The 16,442-nt window shown below is 58.5% G+C and carries 17 protein-coding genes and 1 tRNA gene; 6 read left to right on the top strand and 12 right to left on the bottom strand.

The window, feature by feature from the left end; genetic code table 11:
- Window positions 1-207 precede the first annotated feature (207 nt).
- The 9 genes from RBB76_RS03815 to meaB all read right to left on the bottom strand — a co-directional run bounded on the left by RBB76_RS03815 (window position 208) and on the right by meaB (window position 6,864).
- Window positions 208-294: transfer RNA gene (locus RBB76_RS03815), tRNA-Leu, on the bottom strand.
- 138 nt (window positions 295-432) lie between these two features.
- Window positions 433-1,353, bottom strand: coding sequence for a fructokinase (mak, locus tag RBB76_RS03820; protein WP_429628723.1), 921 nt, complete (start codon window positions 1,351-1,353; stop codon window positions 433-435).
- Between the two features lie 53 nt (window positions 1,354-1,406).
- Window positions 1,407-2,462, bottom strand: a complete 1,056-nt coding sequence (locus RBB76_RS03825; protein ID WP_429628722.1) for an Asd/ArgC dimerization domain-containing protein — start codon at window positions 2,460-2,462, stop codon at window positions 1,407-1,409.
- A gap of 67 nt (window positions 2,463-2,529) precedes the next feature.
- The gene (pssA, locus tag RBB76_RS03830; protein WP_429628721.1) at window positions 2,530-3,378 is read right to left on the bottom strand and encodes a CDP-diacylglycerol--serine O-phosphatidyltransferase; all 849 of its coding nucleotides are present in this window, start codon (window positions 3,376-3,378) and stop codon (window positions 2,530-2,532) included.
- On the bottom strand, window positions 3,378-4,028 hold the full coding sequence (locus RBB76_RS03835) for a phosphatidylserine decarboxylase (RefSeq protein WP_429628720.1): 651 nt from the start codon (window positions 4,026-4,028) through the stop codon (window positions 3,378-3,380). The genes pssA and RBB76_RS03835 overlap by 1 nt, the downstream gene beginning before the upstream one ends.
- Before the next feature lie 97 nt (window positions 4,029-4,125).
- Entirely contained in the window at window positions 4,126-4,347 is a 222-nt protein-coding gene (locus RBB76_RS03840; protein WP_353063453.1) for a DUF465 domain-containing protein, read from the bottom strand.
- A gap of 80 nt (window positions 4,348-4,427) precedes the next feature.
- The gene (locus RBB76_RS03845) at window positions 4,428-4,925 is read right to left on the bottom strand and encodes a GNAT family N-acetyltransferase (protein ID WP_429628719.1); all 498 of its coding nucleotides are present in this window, start codon (window positions 4,923-4,925) and stop codon (window positions 4,428-4,430) included.
- The gene (tsaB, locus tag RBB76_RS03850; RefSeq protein WP_429628718.1) at window positions 4,922-5,578 is read right to left on the bottom strand and encodes a tRNA (adenosine(37)-N6)-threonylcarbamoyltransferase complex dimerization subunit type 1 TsaB; all 657 of its coding nucleotides are present in this window, start codon (window positions 5,576-5,578) and stop codon (window positions 4,922-4,924) included. Before tsaB ends, RBB76_RS03845 begins: the two co-directional genes overlap by 4 nt.
- 11 nt (window positions 5,579-5,589) lie before the next feature.
- Complete coding sequence (gene meaB / locus RBB76_RS03855; RefSeq protein WP_429628717.1) at window positions 5,590-6,864, bottom strand: methylmalonyl Co-A mutase-associated GTPase MeaB; 1,275 nt, start codon at window positions 6,862-6,864, stop codon at window positions 5,590-5,592.
- A 232-nt stretch (window positions 6,865-7,096) separates the two neighbouring features.
- Here meaB and RBB76_RS03860 point away from each other — a divergent pair, with 232 nt between their 5' ends.
- The 3 genes from RBB76_RS03860 to metG all read left to right on the top strand — a co-directional run bounded on the left by RBB76_RS03860 (window position 7,097) and on the right by metG (window position 11,909).
- Window positions 7,097-8,425 (top strand): MFS transporter, encoded by a 1,329-nt coding sequence (locus tag RBB76_RS03860; RefSeq protein ID WP_429628716.1) that lies wholly within the window; start codon window positions 7,097-7,099, stop codon window positions 8,423-8,425.
- 140 nt (window positions 8,426-8,565) lie between these two features.
- A complete protein-coding gene (locus RBB76_RS03865) occupies window positions 8,566-9,345 on the top strand; it encodes a FadR/GntR family transcriptional regulator (protein ID WP_429628715.1) in 780 nt (259 codons plus the stop codon).
- Window positions 9,346-9,599: 254 nt separating this feature from the next.
- Entirely contained in the window at window positions 9,600-11,909 is a 2,310-nt protein-coding gene (metG, locus tag RBB76_RS03870) for a methionine--tRNA ligase (protein WP_429628714.1), read from the top strand.
- 79 nt (window positions 11,910-11,988) lie between these two features.
- Here metG and RBB76_RS03875 read toward each other — a convergent pair whose 3' ends face one another.
- Window positions 11,989-12,453, bottom strand: coding sequence for a cupin domain-containing protein (locus tag RBB76_RS03875; protein ID WP_429628712.1), 465 nt, complete (start codon window positions 12,451-12,453; stop codon window positions 11,989-11,991).
- A 98-nt stretch (window positions 12,454-12,551) separates the two neighbouring features.
- On the opposite strand from RBB76_RS03875, the gene RBB76_RS03880 reads away from it, so the two are divergent.
- The 3 genes from RBB76_RS03880 (at window position 12,552) to RBB76_RS03890 (ending at window position 15,102) form a co-directional block, all read left to right on the top strand.
- Window positions 12,552-13,403 (top strand): TatD family hydrolase, encoded by an 852-nt coding sequence (locus tag RBB76_RS03880; RefSeq protein WP_429628711.1) that lies wholly within the window; start codon window positions 12,552-12,554, stop codon window positions 13,401-13,403.
- A 57-nt stretch (window positions 13,404-13,460) separates the two neighbouring features.
- Complete coding sequence (locus RBB76_RS03885; RefSeq protein ID WP_183763702.1) at window positions 13,461-13,961, top strand: YajQ family cyclic di-GMP-binding protein; 501 nt, start codon at window positions 13,461-13,463, stop codon at window positions 13,959-13,961.
- Window positions 13,962-14,097: 136 nt separating this feature from the next.
- On the top strand, window positions 14,098-15,102 hold the full coding sequence (locus RBB76_RS03890) for a polyprenyl synthetase family protein (protein WP_429628710.1): 1,005 nt from the start codon (window positions 14,098-14,100) through the stop codon (window positions 15,100-15,102).
- A gap of 43 nt (window positions 15,103-15,145) precedes the next feature.
- Here RBB76_RS03890 and RBB76_RS03895 read toward each other — a convergent pair whose 3' ends face one another.
- Complete coding sequence (locus RBB76_RS03895; RefSeq protein ID WP_429628709.1) at window positions 15,146-15,850, bottom strand: glycosyl hydrolase; 705 nt, start codon at window positions 15,848-15,850, stop codon at window positions 15,146-15,148.
- A gap of 40 nt (window positions 15,851-15,890) precedes the next feature.
- Complete coding sequence (locus RBB76_RS03900) at window positions 15,891-16,226, bottom strand: hypothetical protein (RefSeq protein WP_429628708.1); 336 nt, start codon at window positions 16,224-16,226, stop codon at window positions 15,891-15,893.
- Window positions 16,227-16,442: the final 216 nt, after the last annotated feature.

A 16,442-nucleotide genomic window follows, 5' to 3' on the forward strand; every position in this document is an offset into this window, starting at 1 on the left:
TTCAGAAGCCTGCGCCATGGTCTTGATCATCCGCGTCTTTCCTCGATAATCCATTTACGCAGAAAGGGTGGACGGTTCGGGAGTTCAATGCCATTTTGCCCGCACAGCGCTAGAAAAGGTGCGGCATCGCGATCAACCAGGATCACCTCTGCAAGGTCAAGAGCTGTCCGATTGGTCTCTTGGGAATCGATTTGTAGAAGCGTATCTTGGTGCCGGGAGGGGGGGTCGAACCCCCACGAGGTTGCCCTCGGCGGATTTTGAGTCCGCTGCGTCTGCCAGTTCCGCCATCCCGGCTCTATTTGTAACCTCTAAGAGGCTTTATCCCATCACCAGCAATCAACGCGAAATCACTAGCGCGTGCTGGAGATCGGCCTGCTCACTTGCTGGCCTTATGATTCTAGTATCGCATAGCATTCGCCTGTCGACATACTCTCAACCGCGTCGGTTAGGCCAAAGCCACGCAGCCCCACGGACACCGCTAGAATCTCCGTACTTTGCCTGAACGATCGGTGTCGAGGCCTCCCCTCCAAACACATATTGCGGCAACAACTTAGGAAGTGCTCCATAAATATGCTCCACCCTGGATACTCCCCCGCCGATCACAATCACATCTGGGTCGAGGATGTTGATCACATTAGACAGCCCCCGCGCCAGACGATCTTCGAACCGCTCGATAGTCTCTGAGGCCACCCGATCGCCCGCTGCGAAATCTGCAACGATCTCCCGCGTGGTCTTCGCCGTGCCCGTCACATTTTTATAGTCCCGCGCAATTCCGGTGCCCGAGACCCACATCTCCATACATCCTCGCTTTCCGCAGTAGCATGCGGGTCCAGGAGACTCCTCAGGTTTCGGCCAAGGCAGCGGATTGTGTCCCCACTCTCCTGCAACTCCGTTCGGTCCATCGTGGACGCATCCCTCCAAAGCCACCCCGCCTCCGCATCCAGTCCCCAGAATCACGCCATACACAAAACGTACTCCAGCGGCAGCGCCATCCGTCGCCTCTGACACCGCAAGGCAATTTGCATCGTTAGCGACTCGCACCTCACGACCAAGCGCTGCGGTCAGGTCCTTGTGAAACGGTTGGCCGTTCAGCCATGTTGAGTTGGCGTTTTTAACGCGCCCTGTAACCCTCGAGATAGTACCCGGAATCCCGGCTCCCACCGTGCCTGTCTTGCCGGTCTCCGCCTCCATGCGATGAACAAGCGCAACCATCGCTTTGATCGTGGCCTCATAATCGTCTCGCGGTGTATCGACGCGATGCCGAGCCAACTCAGCACCGCGATCATCGATAGCCAATGCTTCAATCTTCGTCCCACCAAGGTCGATCCCGATGCGCATCCCTGTCTCTGTCATTCACCCTTCCAATCTTTTCGCTTGCCCTTCCTAAAAGGAGCGCATAACGAACCCTACTGAACCTTGCCAAATGGACGCAGCCGTCGCAGCTCCGTGCCACATGCAATCGCGTTTAACGCTGCCAGCTTCAGATTATCTGTGGCTAGCCAGAGCCAGAAGCGCGTTCCCTGCTCTCCCCCATCGTGGTCTTTACTTACTCGTACCATGATGTCCTCCTGTCCCGCCGCACTCAGGTTGCTCGGTGGGTCAGACGCCTCATTCACTACGTCGATATGTTCCCCGCCAAGCGCTTCTTCCACCTCTTCTTGCGTACCGTTTGCCGAGAGTTCGACCAGCATTGAAATAACATATCCATGAAACACCGGAGCTTGCACAATCTGCAGCGCAAGTGCCGGGACCAGGGAATCAGCCAGCCCCGCATAGTGTTTGCGAATACGCTCTTCGGTGGCACGCAACTTCACCTTTGCCGCATCGCCCAGTGAAGGCAATAGGTTGAACGCCACTTGCGCATCATACTGTTCCCGCGGTAAGGCCTGAAACGAAAGCAACGTGACTGTCTGCTGATGAAGTTCATCCATCGCGGCACGGCCATACTCCGACGCTGGCTCCATGACGGTTGCAGCAACACTCGTCAAAGGCAACTTCGCCTGCAGCCTTCCCGCAACCAAGGCAAGTATCACCGCAGCTGGATGTGCCGTCACAATGGCTGGAGTCTTCAGATCCGGTTCCGGCCTACCTTGTCGGTTCTTGTCCCCTAAAACCTCCGTCACCCACGGCGCTCGCACCAGTACATCCTTCTCGTCCTCTAAGGCATACGTCAGGTCGACAATACTTGCGCCGGCACGCCGCGCGGCCTGCCAATACTTCTTCGTCACCTCCGCGCCACCGGCAAAGAAGACAAAGTCCATCCGATCGAAAGAAGACGCGTCCAGCCTCTGTATAAACGCGACCTCATCTCCAGCCGCAGTCACTTGTCCCGCCGCCTCCTCTTCGTCGAGGAGCACAAAGTCCGAAGCTCCCAGCAACGACTCACCCAATTCTTCGCTCAGCTCTTTACCGGCAAGCGAGGACGCGCCAACAATTCCAATTCGATACGTTGTGTCCGTCATGTTTTCCTGAGATGCGTCTTGGTGGCGTCTGAAACGCCAGGTATTTATCTTATCCGCTCAGGGTGCCTCATTGAAGGACACCACTCGAGTGCCGTCGCGCTCTGCCCCACGAATACGCTAGCCGAGCCACCACGCCAGATACCAGATACGCCATCGCGATAATAATCAGCATGTATTGGTGATACAGCGCAATCGACGCACCAATCACCGCTATGACCGCAAACAGCCTGTAGGGATGTCGCGCTCCAACCGTAATCTCCTTCGCGCTCCAGAAGCGCCAGTTGCTGACCATTAAAAAGCTGGTAAACAACAACAGGCAAAGCCACACCACTGAAACCCACGGGTTGTCGATTGGCGATCCACGCTGAAAGTGAACCACCGAACTGATCACGCCCGCACCTGCCGGAATCGGCATCCCTACAAAATACTTCTTGCCCGGACGCCCTGGATTGCGCGGCTGCGGATTGATGCTGATGTTGAATCTCGCCAACCGGCTGGCACCGCAGATCAAAAAAATAAAGCAGACGAACACACCAATATGCACAATCTGTTGTCGCGCCTCCGGATGCGCCATCGATGGCAACATGCGGAAGCCCCAAATGTAAGCCAGCAAACTCGGCGCCACGCCAAACGTGATCACATCCGCAAGTGAATCGAGTTCCCTGCCAAAGTCACTCGTCGTATTCGTCATCCTTGCGATGATGCCGTCCAGCCCATCAAACAGCACCGCAATTCCAAGTGCGAGTGCAGCTCGGTCAAAGTAACTCTGGTCCGCCACCGACCCTTGAATACTCTGCGTAATCGCGTAGTATCCCGCAGCCATGTTGCCCGCCGTAAACAGTGACGGCAGCACATACATCCCGCGGCTGGGCTGACGCCTCATCTTCCCGTCAGTGCCTATCTGTGCATCCTCCATCAAGCCACCACTGCCGATGCTTCATTCAGCGCCTGCTCCGGAAGCACCGCCAGTACGGTCGATCCACCCTTCACGCGAGCCCCAGTCTTCACCTTCAGGTTAGCCGCAGCAGGAATAAGGACATCTACCCGCGACCCAAACTTGATGAGCCCAATTCTCTGTCCGCGCTCCACACGATCACCCACCTTCAGATTACAAACGATGCGGCGCGCCAGCAGCCCAGCAATCTGCTTAAAGCTGACCTCGTATCCGCCGGCATCGATCGTGATCAAAGTCTGTTCGTTGTTGAGCACCGACTCCGGCTTCATCGCATTCATAAATTCGCCTTTGCGAAACTCGCACACCTTCACCACACCGCCCACAGGCGAGCGGTTCACATGTACGTCAAAGACATTCAGAAAGATGCTAAGCCGTAACCGGCTTCCGCTAATCGTCTCGATCCACTCAGCTTCCGTAACCACGCCATCCCCGGGAGACACAATCTGCCCCGGCGCCTGAGGAATCGTCCTGTTCGGATCACGAAAAAACCACAAAAAGAAAGCCGCCAGCACCACCGGCAACGCCACCAGCGCAATCGGCATATTCAAATACCAGAGCACCGCCGCAACAAACCCAAGCCCTAAGGCATAGAAGAAACCGTCTCGCACCATAAGTGACTCGATTATAAGGCCACGTACGCCTCGGACTTGAGCGCGATTTCGCTCCAGCCGATCGCCGCCGTGCCCTCGAAGCTCTGTCTCTTAGACCTTAGGATGCGACTCCCAGCCGGCGAAGCCGTTCGATCTCATCCTTCAGTCTGAGCTTCAACTTCTTCAAACGCACCTCTTCCAGTTGTTCCGAATCCGTCAGAAACAACTTGGATCGCAGTGTATCCAGCCTGCGGTCATACAGGCTATGTTCTTGCATCAATTGTTGAATGGAAGGAAACGACGCAGGGTGGGGCAGCTCGGTGAACTTGCCAGTTTGCACGTGAGAATACCTCCAGCACAGACAACAACGCACTGATGGCCGACAAACTATCACAGCGCAATCAACACGGGCAATGTGGATTACGCAACTTCCGCTAACTTCAACTGCATCAGCAACGCGTCCTCGACCGGATCTCGATAGTATTCAGCACGTTCACCGACGGCAACGAATCCCAGCCCGCTGTAAAGCGAAATCGCCCCCGCACTCCCGGCCCTAACCTCCAGTTCCACCTCCGTCGCGCCCCGCTCCTCACACCAGCGAATGACTGCCTCGCAAAGCATCCTGCCAACCCCGCTTCGCCTCGCCGACACATCCACCGCAACGCTTTCAAGCTCGCCCAGACTCACAGCCTCCGACAACAGAACCTTCCCCACTGCAAACCCCAGCAACCCGGTCTCTCCCTCCGCAACGAACAAGCGTCGCCTCACTGCACCATCAGCAAATCCCGTCGTATCCACGATTGCCCCATACTCCGCCGCAGTCCAATGTGGAGCCTCCGCAGTTTCTTGTTCGAGCCGTATCACCGCCACAAGATCCGCAGCGACACCCTCGCGGACGCGATAATCAACAACACTCATCGAGCCGGTCTCGGCACAGCAGGCTTCGCAAAAATCTCAGCATCGGTCCGCCGCAGATAATTCGCATCCAACGTAGCCGCATCGTCAAACTCCCCCGACGCAACACGCGCCACCGCAAACGGCAAAGCATCCCCCGCCGACGGCTCCTCTACCAGCCTAGGACGCAACTCCGCCAAACTCTCCGCCACCCTCGTCTCACACACCACTACCAACGCATCCGAAGCCGCAACAATCACATCCTGAGCGCTCAACAAAACCTCCCGTACGCAGCTTCGCCCGACGTACTCACCGTAATAAAACTCACCGCGCCCAGCGTCGAGCACAGCATGCACCGTCTGACCGACATCACCGACAGAACCGGCAAGCAACGCCAGACGCGACACCGCAATCAGCGGCACACTGCCTGCCTCGCTTAACCCCTTGGCCGCACTCACTCCTACCCTTACCCCGGTAAAAGATCCAGGTCCATGCACCACCACCACGGCCGCCAGTTCACTCAGCTTCCACCCACTTGCCGCCATCAAACGGCGCACCGCCGGCACCAGCCGCTCCGACGAAGTTCTTCCCGGCAACATCTCAGTCGCGACAATCGTCTCCGCCGCGTCCGCATCTCCCAGCGCGACGCTTCCCTCCGCACCAGCAGTCTGAATCATCAAAAGCCGCATCACTCCCCACCCTGACTCGGCCCAGCATCTCCCACAATCTCGAGCAGCACGCCTCCCGTACTCGACGGATGCACAAAAAAGTACCGGTGCCCACCTGCTCCCACGCGCACAGCATCGCTCGCCAACCTCACTCCCTGTTTGGTCAGCCGCGCAAACATCGCATCGATCGCATCCACATGAACAGCAATGTGATGCAGACCCTCCCCGCGCTTGGCTAGAAATCTTCCAATCGTAGAATCTTCCTCGGTCGCCTCCAGCAGCTCAATCCGGCTTTCGCCAAGCGGCAGCATCGCCGTCTTTACCTGTTCATGCTCCACAGTCTCCTCGTGACTCACCACGAGCCCCAACGCTTCATAAAATCCTCGCGCCCCTGCAATACTCTTCACCGCGACGCCCAGATGATCGAGCCGCAATCCATCGTGCCGTATAGCGCTCAGCCCGGCAGCGCGGTCGATCCTCATCATTCGCGCTCCCTTCTCTACTGCGCATCGCCTTACCGTCTCCATCAACTCCTGCACACCTTCCCCTGTCGTCGCGACAGTCCGCACAACCGGGGGCAGCCAACCATCTCGGTCCGCAGCCAAACCCTGCATCGCAACAATCTCCTGCTCTACCAACTCCGCCCCCCCACGGTCGCTCTTATTGACGACGAACACATCCGCCACCTCCATCACCCCGGCCTTCAGACTCTGCACCTCATCCCCCATCCCCGGAACCAACACCAGCACAGTCACATCCGCAAGCCCGATCACATCTACTTCATCCTGGCCCACCCCCACCGTCTCAATCAGAATCGTCTCCCGCCCCGCCGTCTCCATCACCGCGCAGACGTCCGCAGTAGAACGAGTCACCCCGCCCATCGCACCCCGCGAAGCCATACTGCGGATAAATACTCCATCATCCCCGGCAAAGCCCTGCATCCGAATCCTGTCCCCCAGCAGCGCCCCTCCCGTAAACGGGCTCGAGGGATCAACCGCCACCACCCCAACACTCTGGCCCTGCTGCCTCAGCCATCTCACCATCTGGTCCACCAGCGTGCTCTTCCCTGCCCCCGGTGGCCCCGTCACTCCAACTCGCAGTGAGTGCCCGGCGAACTCCCGGCAACCCTCCAGCAACGCTGCTGCCGCCTCGCCGCCATCCTCCATGAACGACAACGCCCGAGCCAGGGTGCGCACATCGCCCGACCGCAGCCGCGACACCATATTCGCGACCCTAGTCCCTTCCGTGTTGAAAACCTCATCCACGTCAGCGATGATACCGTGCCTCAGGTTCATCTAACACTGGCCGCATCAAGCGCAAATTTTCTGAGTTGACACGCGGCCATAGCCCAGCGTTCGACTAGAGATTTTGTAACCGAGAATGATCGAAAAAATCGCCAGAATGTCGCTTGACACCTACTGCCCGGCACAGACTATCCTCTTCATCAACACCCCTTGACCGAATTTGCCGCAGCAGGAGCAATCCGGAGCACGCGTCAGACCAATATTTACGCTGGAGTTGCAACTAATGTCGATCAACACTGCCAGCCTGCCTGACTCGGGCTTCTCAGCCTCAGCCCCGGAAAAATCAAACATCCGCTGGGTCGTCTGCGGACTCCTGTTCCTCGCCACCACCATCAACTACATGGACCGCTCGGTCTTCTCCCTCATCGAGCCGCTCCTCCACCTCGACTTCATGGGCTGGATTCCGGGCCTCGACGCCGCTCACCAAACCGCTTACAACATCAACTTCGGTCGCGTCCTCATCTGCTTCCAGATCGCCTACGGCGTCGGCTTCCTCTTCGCAGGCCGTATCATCGACAAGCTCGGCACCAAAACCGGCTACGCCCTCGCCATCCTGATCTGGGGTTGCGCCTCGATCAGCCACTCCGTCGTCACCAGCGTCGCCGGCTTCTGCATCGCCCGCATCTTCCTCGGCCTCGGCGAGTCAGGCAACTTCCCCGCCGCCATCAAAGCCACCACCGAATGGTTCCCTTCCGAAGAGCGCGCCCTAGCCACCGGGCTCTTTAACTCAGGCTCAAACGCCTCCGCATTCATCGCGCCGGTCCTCATAGCAGCCGTTGCCGCCCGCTGGGGATGGCACGCGGCCTTCATCTGCACTGGTTCCATGGGCCTCGTTTGGGCGATCATATGGGTCATCTTTCCGTACAACAAACTCCGCCGCAGCGCGACCCAAACCCAAGCCAACCTCGCTCCAGTCACCCAGGGCGGCTCTATCTATCCCATTCTTCTCCGCCACCGCGGGTTCTGGGCCTTCTGCATCGCCAAAGGCATCACCGACCCCATCTGGTGGTTCTATCTCTTCTATCTCCCGAAGTTTCTGAACGATAACTACGGCCTAAATCTGAGCCACGTAAAGTATCCGCTCATCGTCATCTACACCGCCGCGAGCGTCGGCTCCATCGCCGGCGGCTGGCTCTCCGGCTTCCGCATGAAACACGGCCACAGCGTCAACTCCGGGCGCAAGTTCGCTCTTCTTATCTGCTCCCTCTGCGTGCTTCCCATCATGCTCGTTCCGCACATGCATACCCTCTTCCCCAACAATGCGTGGCCGGCCATTAGCCTCTTCTGCCTAGCCACGGCTGCTCACCAGGGCTGGTCAGCCAACCTCTTCTCCACGCCAACCGACATGTTTCCATCCACCAGCGTCAGCACCGTTGTCGGCATCGGCGGTGCGGCAGGAGCCCTCGGAGGCGCGTGTTTCACATGGTTGGTCTCTCATTTCTTCTCCCTGCATCCTTTGCTCATCTTCACGATGGCAGGCCTCGCGTACGTGACCGCTCTCCTCATCTTCCAGACACTTGTGCCTCGTCTCGGCGTCCGGCAGACCATCTAAGTCTCGCCTTGCCCACGACCTGATGAAGTGTTCTTCAAATCGAAGAACCCGCTCGTTCGGCTCCGTCGCCTCTACCACAACACGCACCATTATCGCCGTGTTACCCTTCATCAAATCCCGCTCAAGGAGCAGCGCGCAGCGTGAAAAAAGAGGCAAAAGAGCAGTTCGACGAGGTCTCTGGACATAGCCAGCTCACCATGCACGTCGTCGAGCACATTCGCTCTCTCATCAGCTCGGGTGAGGTTCGGCCCGGCGACCGCCTGCCTCCCGAACGCGATCTCGCTCGTCAGCTTAAGATCAGCCGCTCCAGTCTCCGCTCCGGCATTGGATTTCTTGCCGCCATGGGAGTCCTCAAGAGCCGCCATGGTGCTGGCACCTTCGTCGCCTCCGGACCGCCGTCGTTCGACTCCAGCTCATTCTCCGTCCTCGGAGCTCTGCACGGGTTTCATCCATGGCAGATGTTTGAAGCCCGCATCGTCATTGAGTCCAACGTTGCAGCACTCGCCGCTGAGCGCGCCACCGACGAGCACATCGCCGAGTTGGCCGAAGAAGTGGCAGAGATGTACGCCTCGCTCGAGGATCCGCAGCAGTACCTGATCCACGATGTTCGCTTCCATCGCACGATTGCTAAAGCATCCGGCAACCCCATCCTGGGCGCGCTGATGGAGACCCTCACCGCCAGCCTCTATCAGATTCGCAGCAAGACCATACAAAACGCCGTCGATCTGAAAGAATCCTCCGAGATGCATCGCGAGATCTACCGCGCCATTCGCTCTCACAACCCCGCGCTGGCCCGTCGCGCCATGGAGCAGCACCTGAACCTCGCCCGGCTCGCCCAGGCCTCCGAAACCGAACATGTCGAGCCTCCCGTCGAGGAAGTTCCGGCTCCTCCGGACGAAGTCATCCATCCGGAGCGATAATCCTTTTCAGGATTTTTTTTATTCGTGGTGGATCGATGTTTTTGCAGGGGGTTTCAGCAAAAAGGGCGTTTTGGGTGTGGTTTTTTGCTGGTGTGGGTGTGGTGATTTGCGTGGTAAACCTGGTGTTTTAGCAGTCGCTTTTTTGGCTTTGAAAAATACGCCAGCTTTTTGAGATTTATTTTTTGGGATGCCGGTCCTGACGGCGAGCTTGCCCTAAGGCGCCCTGGCCATCCTGCTAAACTGGGCTCTGGCCCATGCCCGAGAAAAAGTTCTATCTCACTACCCCTATCTACTACGTCAACGCACGTCCACACATCGGCCATGCGTACTCGACCATTGCGGCCGACGTGATCGCACGCCGCCATCGTCTGCTTGGCGATGACACTTTCTTTCTGACCGGCACCGATGAGCACGGCCAGAAGGTCGAGCGCTCCGCCGCCGCCGCGGGCATTCCGCCTCTCCAGTTCGCCGACCAGGTCTCGGCCACCTTCCGCGCCCTGTGGGACCGGATGGGCATCACCTACGACGACTACATCCGCACCACCGAACCACGTCATACCGAGGCCGTCCAGAAGCTCTTCCAACTCCTCCTCGACCGCGACAAGATCTACCTCAGCAGCTACACCGGCCAGTACTCGATCGGCGAGGAGATGTTCGTCGATGGCCCTCCAGGCACCATCGGACCCGACGGCAAGCCGACCGAAACTGTCACCGAAGAGAACTACTTCTTCCGACTCTCTGCATATCAGCTCCCTCTCATCGATTTGATCGAGAGTGAAGACCCCGAGAACCGTCTACTCATTCAGCCCGAGTCGAGCCGCAACGAAGTCCTGAGCTTTCTTCGCGGCAACGTCGCCGAAGCCACCGACCGTGGCGATGTTCTCGAACTGTCCGCTCTCGGTAAGGCGTATGTTCCGGGCGCGCTTAAAGATCTCTCCATCTCGCGCACCAGCTTCAAGTGGGGCATCCCCGTACCCGGCAACGAGAAGCACGTCATCTACGTCTGGCTCGATGCTCTCGCCAACTACATGACCGCCATCGGCTATGGAAGCAACGATCCCGTCCAGCAGGAGAAGTTCCAACGCTACTGGCCCGCAGATCTGCATCTTGTTGGCAAGGAGATCACGCGCTTCCACTGCGTCTACTGGCCTGCGTTCCTGCTTGCCGCAGGCATCCCCACGCCAAGGTCAGTCGTCGCCAACGGCTGGCTGCTCTTCGACGACAGCAAGATGTCGAAGTCGAAGGGAAACGTCGTCCGCACCGAGACGATCCTCGATGCCTTCGGTACTGAGGTCTACAAAAAGCAGTTTCCCGACAGCACGAAGAAAGAACAAGATCTCTTCGCCGCCGACGTACTTCGCTACTTTCTCCTCCGCGAGATCCCGTTCGGACAAGACGGCAGCTTCAGCTTCGACGCCATGATCACGCGCTACAACGCTGACCTCGCGAACGGATACGGCAACCTCGTCAGCCGCACTCTGAGCATGATTGAAAAGTATTTCGAAGGCTTAATCCCGGAAGGTATCGTGGACCCGGAACTTGGCCAGCGACTGGAAGCGAGCGTGGTTCTTGGATCGCAAAATTTTCACGCCTATGGCTTCTCGAATTTGTTGGAAATCCTTATGGCAAGCATTAAGGCCATTGATGTCTATATAACTTTTCATGCTCCATGGAAGCTGGCCGCCGTTGGCGATGAGAAATCGAACGCTGACTTGCGGGACACTTTGCATACAGCATTTGAATCTATTCGAATCCTTACAGTCCTGCTCTACCCGATCCTTCCGTCCGCCACCGCCAAAGTCTGGGCGCAACTAGGTCTCGGCGACATCGAAGTCGCCGCACAGAACGGCGAACTACAAAATCTCGAATGGGGCGGTCTGAAGCCCGGCACAAAGCTTGGCCCATTGGCACCCATCTTTCCCAGAGCGGACAAAGGACTCGCGCAGATTATGGTCGATATGGAAAATCCCTCCTCTACTCCTCAGAAGCCCGAGCACCCGAAGCCCTCGAAGTTCGTGGACGAGACGACGACGCACACCTCCGCCGCACCAAGCGATCCTACCGATCCCGGAGCTGCGCCTCGGACTTCGTCGCTGGTCGAAACAGCGCCCGGAATGACGGTCGGGGGCAGCTACGCCAGCTCCACCGCGCGACCCGAGACTCCGTCTCATACGGAAGCACGTGCCTCCGGCGTCTTCGCCAACGCGGCCGCTCAGTCGGATATTCCGGATACTCCACAGATCGTCATCGACGACTTCGTCAAGATCGATCTTCGCGTCGCACAGATCGTCGTGGCCGAGCGCATTCCGAAGGCCGACAAGCTGCTTCGCCTCGAGGTCGATCTTGGCTACGAAAAGCGCCAGATCCTCTCCGGCATCGCCGAGTGGTACACGCCTGAGGAGCTGCTGGGCAAAAAGATCGTCGTCATTGCGAACCTCGCTCCTCGCAAGATGCGCGGCCTCGAGTCTCACGGCATGCTGCTGGCGGCTTCGCACGGAGACGACGGCAAACCTGTCCTCGCTACCTTTGGCGAAGAGATCGCTGTCGGCTCCCGGTTGAAATAGTCTCAGGACCTGTCCTGCCGGACGGGCGCCCTGCGCGGGCAGCGGTCACTTCGTGACTTGTGATTGCTCCCGTTGGTCGCTAGACGATGACCTTCTGCACTCCGATTGCGACGACGAAGTAGTTGGCCATCACGTCGCCGACGTTCTTCAAGCTGTGCAGCACGCCGGACGCGGTGAAGATGACTCCCCCGGGCTCGACGATGCCCGTCTTGCCGTCGCTGGTGGCTTCTAGCTTGCCTTCGCGAATCAAGAGGAACTCCGAGTGCGTGTGCCGGTGCGGCGGATGCGGCATCTGGCCCGGCGGCAGCGCGGTCTCATGGACCTCGACAAACTCGCCTGTGGCCAGACGTCCATGAATGACTGCGCGGCTGGCCATACCGTTCGCCGAGGCGTGTACCGGCAGCTTGTCGAAGGGGAATATCTCGGAGTGGGCGAGCACCGGCTCTGCACCGGCCGCATTGTTTTGTCCCTCTGCCACGGCACCGCCCATCGCCGCAAGAGCCGATAGAGCAACACAAAGTTCACGACGGTTTAGATTTTTCATGCGGACATACTACGCGGTTCGAACTAAATCAGTCATCAATTACTTTGTCGGACTGCAGCAGCATTGCGGTTACGCTCTCATGCGATACCCTGAAAGAGATGGCCCTGATCGACTCTCACGCCCACCTCGACTTTTACAACGAGACTCCCACCGACCGCGTGGAGGTGCTGCGCCGCGCCTACGCTGCAGGGGTTCACACGGTTCTCGCGATCGGCATTGGCGATGGGCCGGCGACGATGCACCAGGCGCTCGAGATTGCGGAAACGACCTCGGGTGAGGGGCTTCCGCAGGTCTTTGCGAGCGCTGGGATTCACCCGCAGGAGGCGGCTCACGCTGGGCCGGACGCGCTGGAAAAACTGACCGCGCTTTCCGCTCGGGAACGATGCGTTGCGGTCGGAGAGATCGGCCTTGACTACTACCATGTTGAGAATCCCGATATTGCGACGCAGCAGGAGGCTTTTATTGCGCAGATGCGGATCGCGGCGAAGTTGCGCAAGCCGATTCTGATCCACTGCCGTACCAGCGAACTGGCGACTCCACAGGCGAAGGAGAAGTATGGCGAGGCGGATGCGTGGGAGGATTTACTTGCGCTGATCGATGAGCACTGGACGCCGCACGCGCTGCCGGGGATCATGCACTGCTTCTCCGGCACTCCGGTTGAGGCGGAACGGTCTCTCGCGGCGGGCTTTTATCTTTCTTTCGCGGGGAACCTGACGTATCCGAAGGCGCAGGGTATTCGCGATGCCGCCGCGGTCGCGCCGGCTGCCCGGATTCTGGTCGAAACGGACGCGCCATTTCTTGCGCCGATTCCGCTGCGGGGCCAGCGCAACGAACCTGCTTTTGTCACGCATACGGCGGCAGCCCTGGCGGAGCTTCGCGGCATCACACCAGATGAACTCGCGGAGCTGACAACCGCAAACTTTAAAAATCTCTTCCCCTCAACGCGCTAAACACTCGAGCGCTGACATAATAGAGAGCGACCAAGTTACACATGAAGGAACACACCCATGGCATCCGATAACAGCTTCGACGTAGTGAGCAAAGTAGAGATTCAGGAAGTAAAAAACGCGATCGACCAGGCCTCGAAAGAGGTTCATGCGCGGTTCGATCTCAAGGATTCGAAGTCGAAGATCGAGCTCGAAGGCACAGACACGATCCAGCTTGCGTCGCAGGATGAGTACAAGCTGCAGGCGGTGACTGAGATTCTGTCGCAGAAGCTGGTGAAGCGCGGCGTGTCGCTCAAGAACCTGGAGTTTGAGAAGATTGAGCCGGCGGCGAACTCGAGCGTGCGGCAGAAGATTAAGCTCGTGCAGGGGATTCCGTCTGAGAAGGCGAAGATTATCGTTGCGGCGATCAAGGACTCGAAGAAGAAGGCGCAGGCCAGCATTCAGGGCGACACGGTGCGCGTCGTCAGCAAGGATCGCGACGTGTTGCAGGAGGTCATGGCGCTGCTCAAGGGCAAAGATATCGGCGTCGAACTTCAGTTTACGAACTTCCGCTCTAACTGAGCCCGACCTCATCGCGAACGCGGCAGAGCCAATTTTTGGTGCCGCCTCGCCAAACCGTTGCTGCGATCAAAATTCTGAGTTACTTTTTCGAGCCTATTCTGAAGCCAAATCCACATCCTGATACTCTGACTAGTAAGTGAGTACGCTCTCCATCGCGACGGCAGCCGAGGTGTTCGACCTCCTTCGTGACGATTTAGCCGCCATTGAGCAGGAGTTCTCCCGCCAATCGGCGTCGAACGTCGAGGTCATCACCGACATCGCACGCTATCTGATCGCAGGTGGCGGCAAGCGCATTCGTCCGCTTCTGCTGCTGCTTTCGGCGAAGGCGCTGGGCTGCACGAGCGAGAGCCGTATCCGTTTGGGCGCTGTCGTGGAGATGCTTCATACGGCAACGCTCGTGCACGACGACATCATCGACGAGGCTGACACGCGGCGTGGGCGGCCTTCTTCAAATACGACATGGGGCAATGCCAAGTGCGTCCTCGCGGGCGACTGGCTCTACATGCAGTCGTTCTCGACCGCGCTTGAGGAGCGCAACTTCCGTGTCCTGGAGCTGCTCATCTCGCTCACTCAGCAGATGGTCGAAGGCGAGCTTCTCCAGATCGAGAAGCTTGGTCACCTCATCAACGAGGAAGAGTACTTCGATCTCATCTTCCGCAAGACCGCCTGTCTCTTCAAGGTTTCGATGCAGCTCGGCGCGGCGATCACGCCGTCGCGTGACTTTGGCGATCCCGAAGAGATTGAAGCACAGCTTGGCGAATATGGGCGCAACCTCGGCCTCGCCTTCCAGATCGTCGACGATGTTCTTGACCTGACAGCCGCTGAAGACGTGCTCGGCAAGCCAGTAGCTTCAGATTTACGCGAGGGCAAGGCTACGCTTGCTGTCATCCATGCGCTCGAGCGTGGTACGGGAGCCGACCGGGAGGCCATCCGCACCGTTCTCGCCGACCGCAGCTTTACCCGCGTCTCTCATCCGCAGATCCTTGAGATTCTGCAGCGCCATGGCTCGATCGACTACGCGATGGACACAGCCTGCGCCTACGCCGAGGCAGCCCGCCTCACCGTCGCTGATCTTCCTGACTCCGAAGCCAAGCGCGCCCTTCTCTGGGTACCGGGCTTTGTCACCTCACGCGACCGTTAGGCCCATCAAAAAAGCGAAGTCGCACATCACTTAAAAATATCTGTCATTGTGCCGGTAACGACAGGTACAGCGTCCCCAGATCGGTCAGCACGCCGGTCGCACCCAGCAGGCTCGAGAAGTGTGGATCGGGACTGACTCGCCCGGTGAACCACGCGTAGCGGAAGACATCGGCGCGGCTCTCGCAGGTTGCGACCATGTCGGTCATCTGGGCCTCCTGCTTTGCCAGCGTGTCGATCTGTGCGCCGTCGTTCTGGCTATGCCAGTTTGCAAACTCCGTCACCCAGAATGGCTTTCCGTACTTGGTCAGGCGGTCCAGTTGCGCATCGAGTCCGTAGTCGTACCAGTGGAAGGCAATGTAGTCGATCTGCGGCGCGCGGTTGCTGTTCGCCGCTTCATAGGCCGCGTAGAACGCATCGAGCCACGCGACTGGATCTTCGTAGTTCGTCATCGTTCCCCAGGTGATCGCGGGCCCGACGATCTTTACGCCCGTCTGCGCGGCAATGGCCTCGTACTGCGGCCACAGCAGAGCGGCCTGTTGCGGTGTCATATTCGACTGGCTCACCAGGTTCGGCTCATTCAAAACCAGCATGTACTTGATCGTCGGATTTGCCTTCAAATAAGTCACAATATCGGCCGCGTTGAAGCTTCCGTTCCACAGCATGGGATAGAAAACCATCTCGTAGCGCGTCGCATAGTCGGTCGGAACGGCCGCGTTCGGACTTGGGCTCCAGTTGTACCACCAGCTCACACCGGGTGAGAGCGCAGACAGGTCGGTCGGCGACGCCAGATCATAGGCAATCCCACGCTTTGCGCTTTTGGCCGCCGGCGTAGGAGTAGGTGTGGGGGTAGGAGTAGGTGTCGGCGTCGGTGTGGGCGTTGGTGTTGGTGTAGGAGTTGGTGTCGGTGTTGGTGTAGGAGTTGGTGTCGGTGTGGGCGTTGGTGTTGGTGTTGGTGTCGGCGTCGGGGTTGGTGTCGGGGTTGGTGTTGGTGTCGGCGTCGGGGTTGGCGTCGGAGTAGGTGTTGGCGCAGGAGTGGTCGGTGTCGATGAAGAGCCAGAGTTTGTGCCACTTGTAGATGCAAGCGTCGAGCCTGCGCCGCTGCCGCAACCCGAAACGGCGAGACAAGCACCCAGTGCAAGCAGCATCAGCGCGCGATCATTCCGTGCAGATACACGCAGAGCCTTCAAAGCTCCTCCTCTTGAAGATTTCCTGTTTACAACGAAAACGATCCGCGGCGAGATCGCCTCCCGACTTAAGGCTTCATCGGCCGTTTGCCCTGATGGCACAGCACGCACAACAGGCGGATCTCGCCAATGGTCACGGCACTCGATTCAAATCCGC

This window comes from Tunturiibacter psychrotolerans, assembly GCF_051013365.1.
GTDB classification, from domain to species: Bacteria; Acidobacteriota; Terriglobia; order Terriglobales; family Acidobacteriaceae; genus Edaphobacter; species Edaphobacter psychrotolerans_A.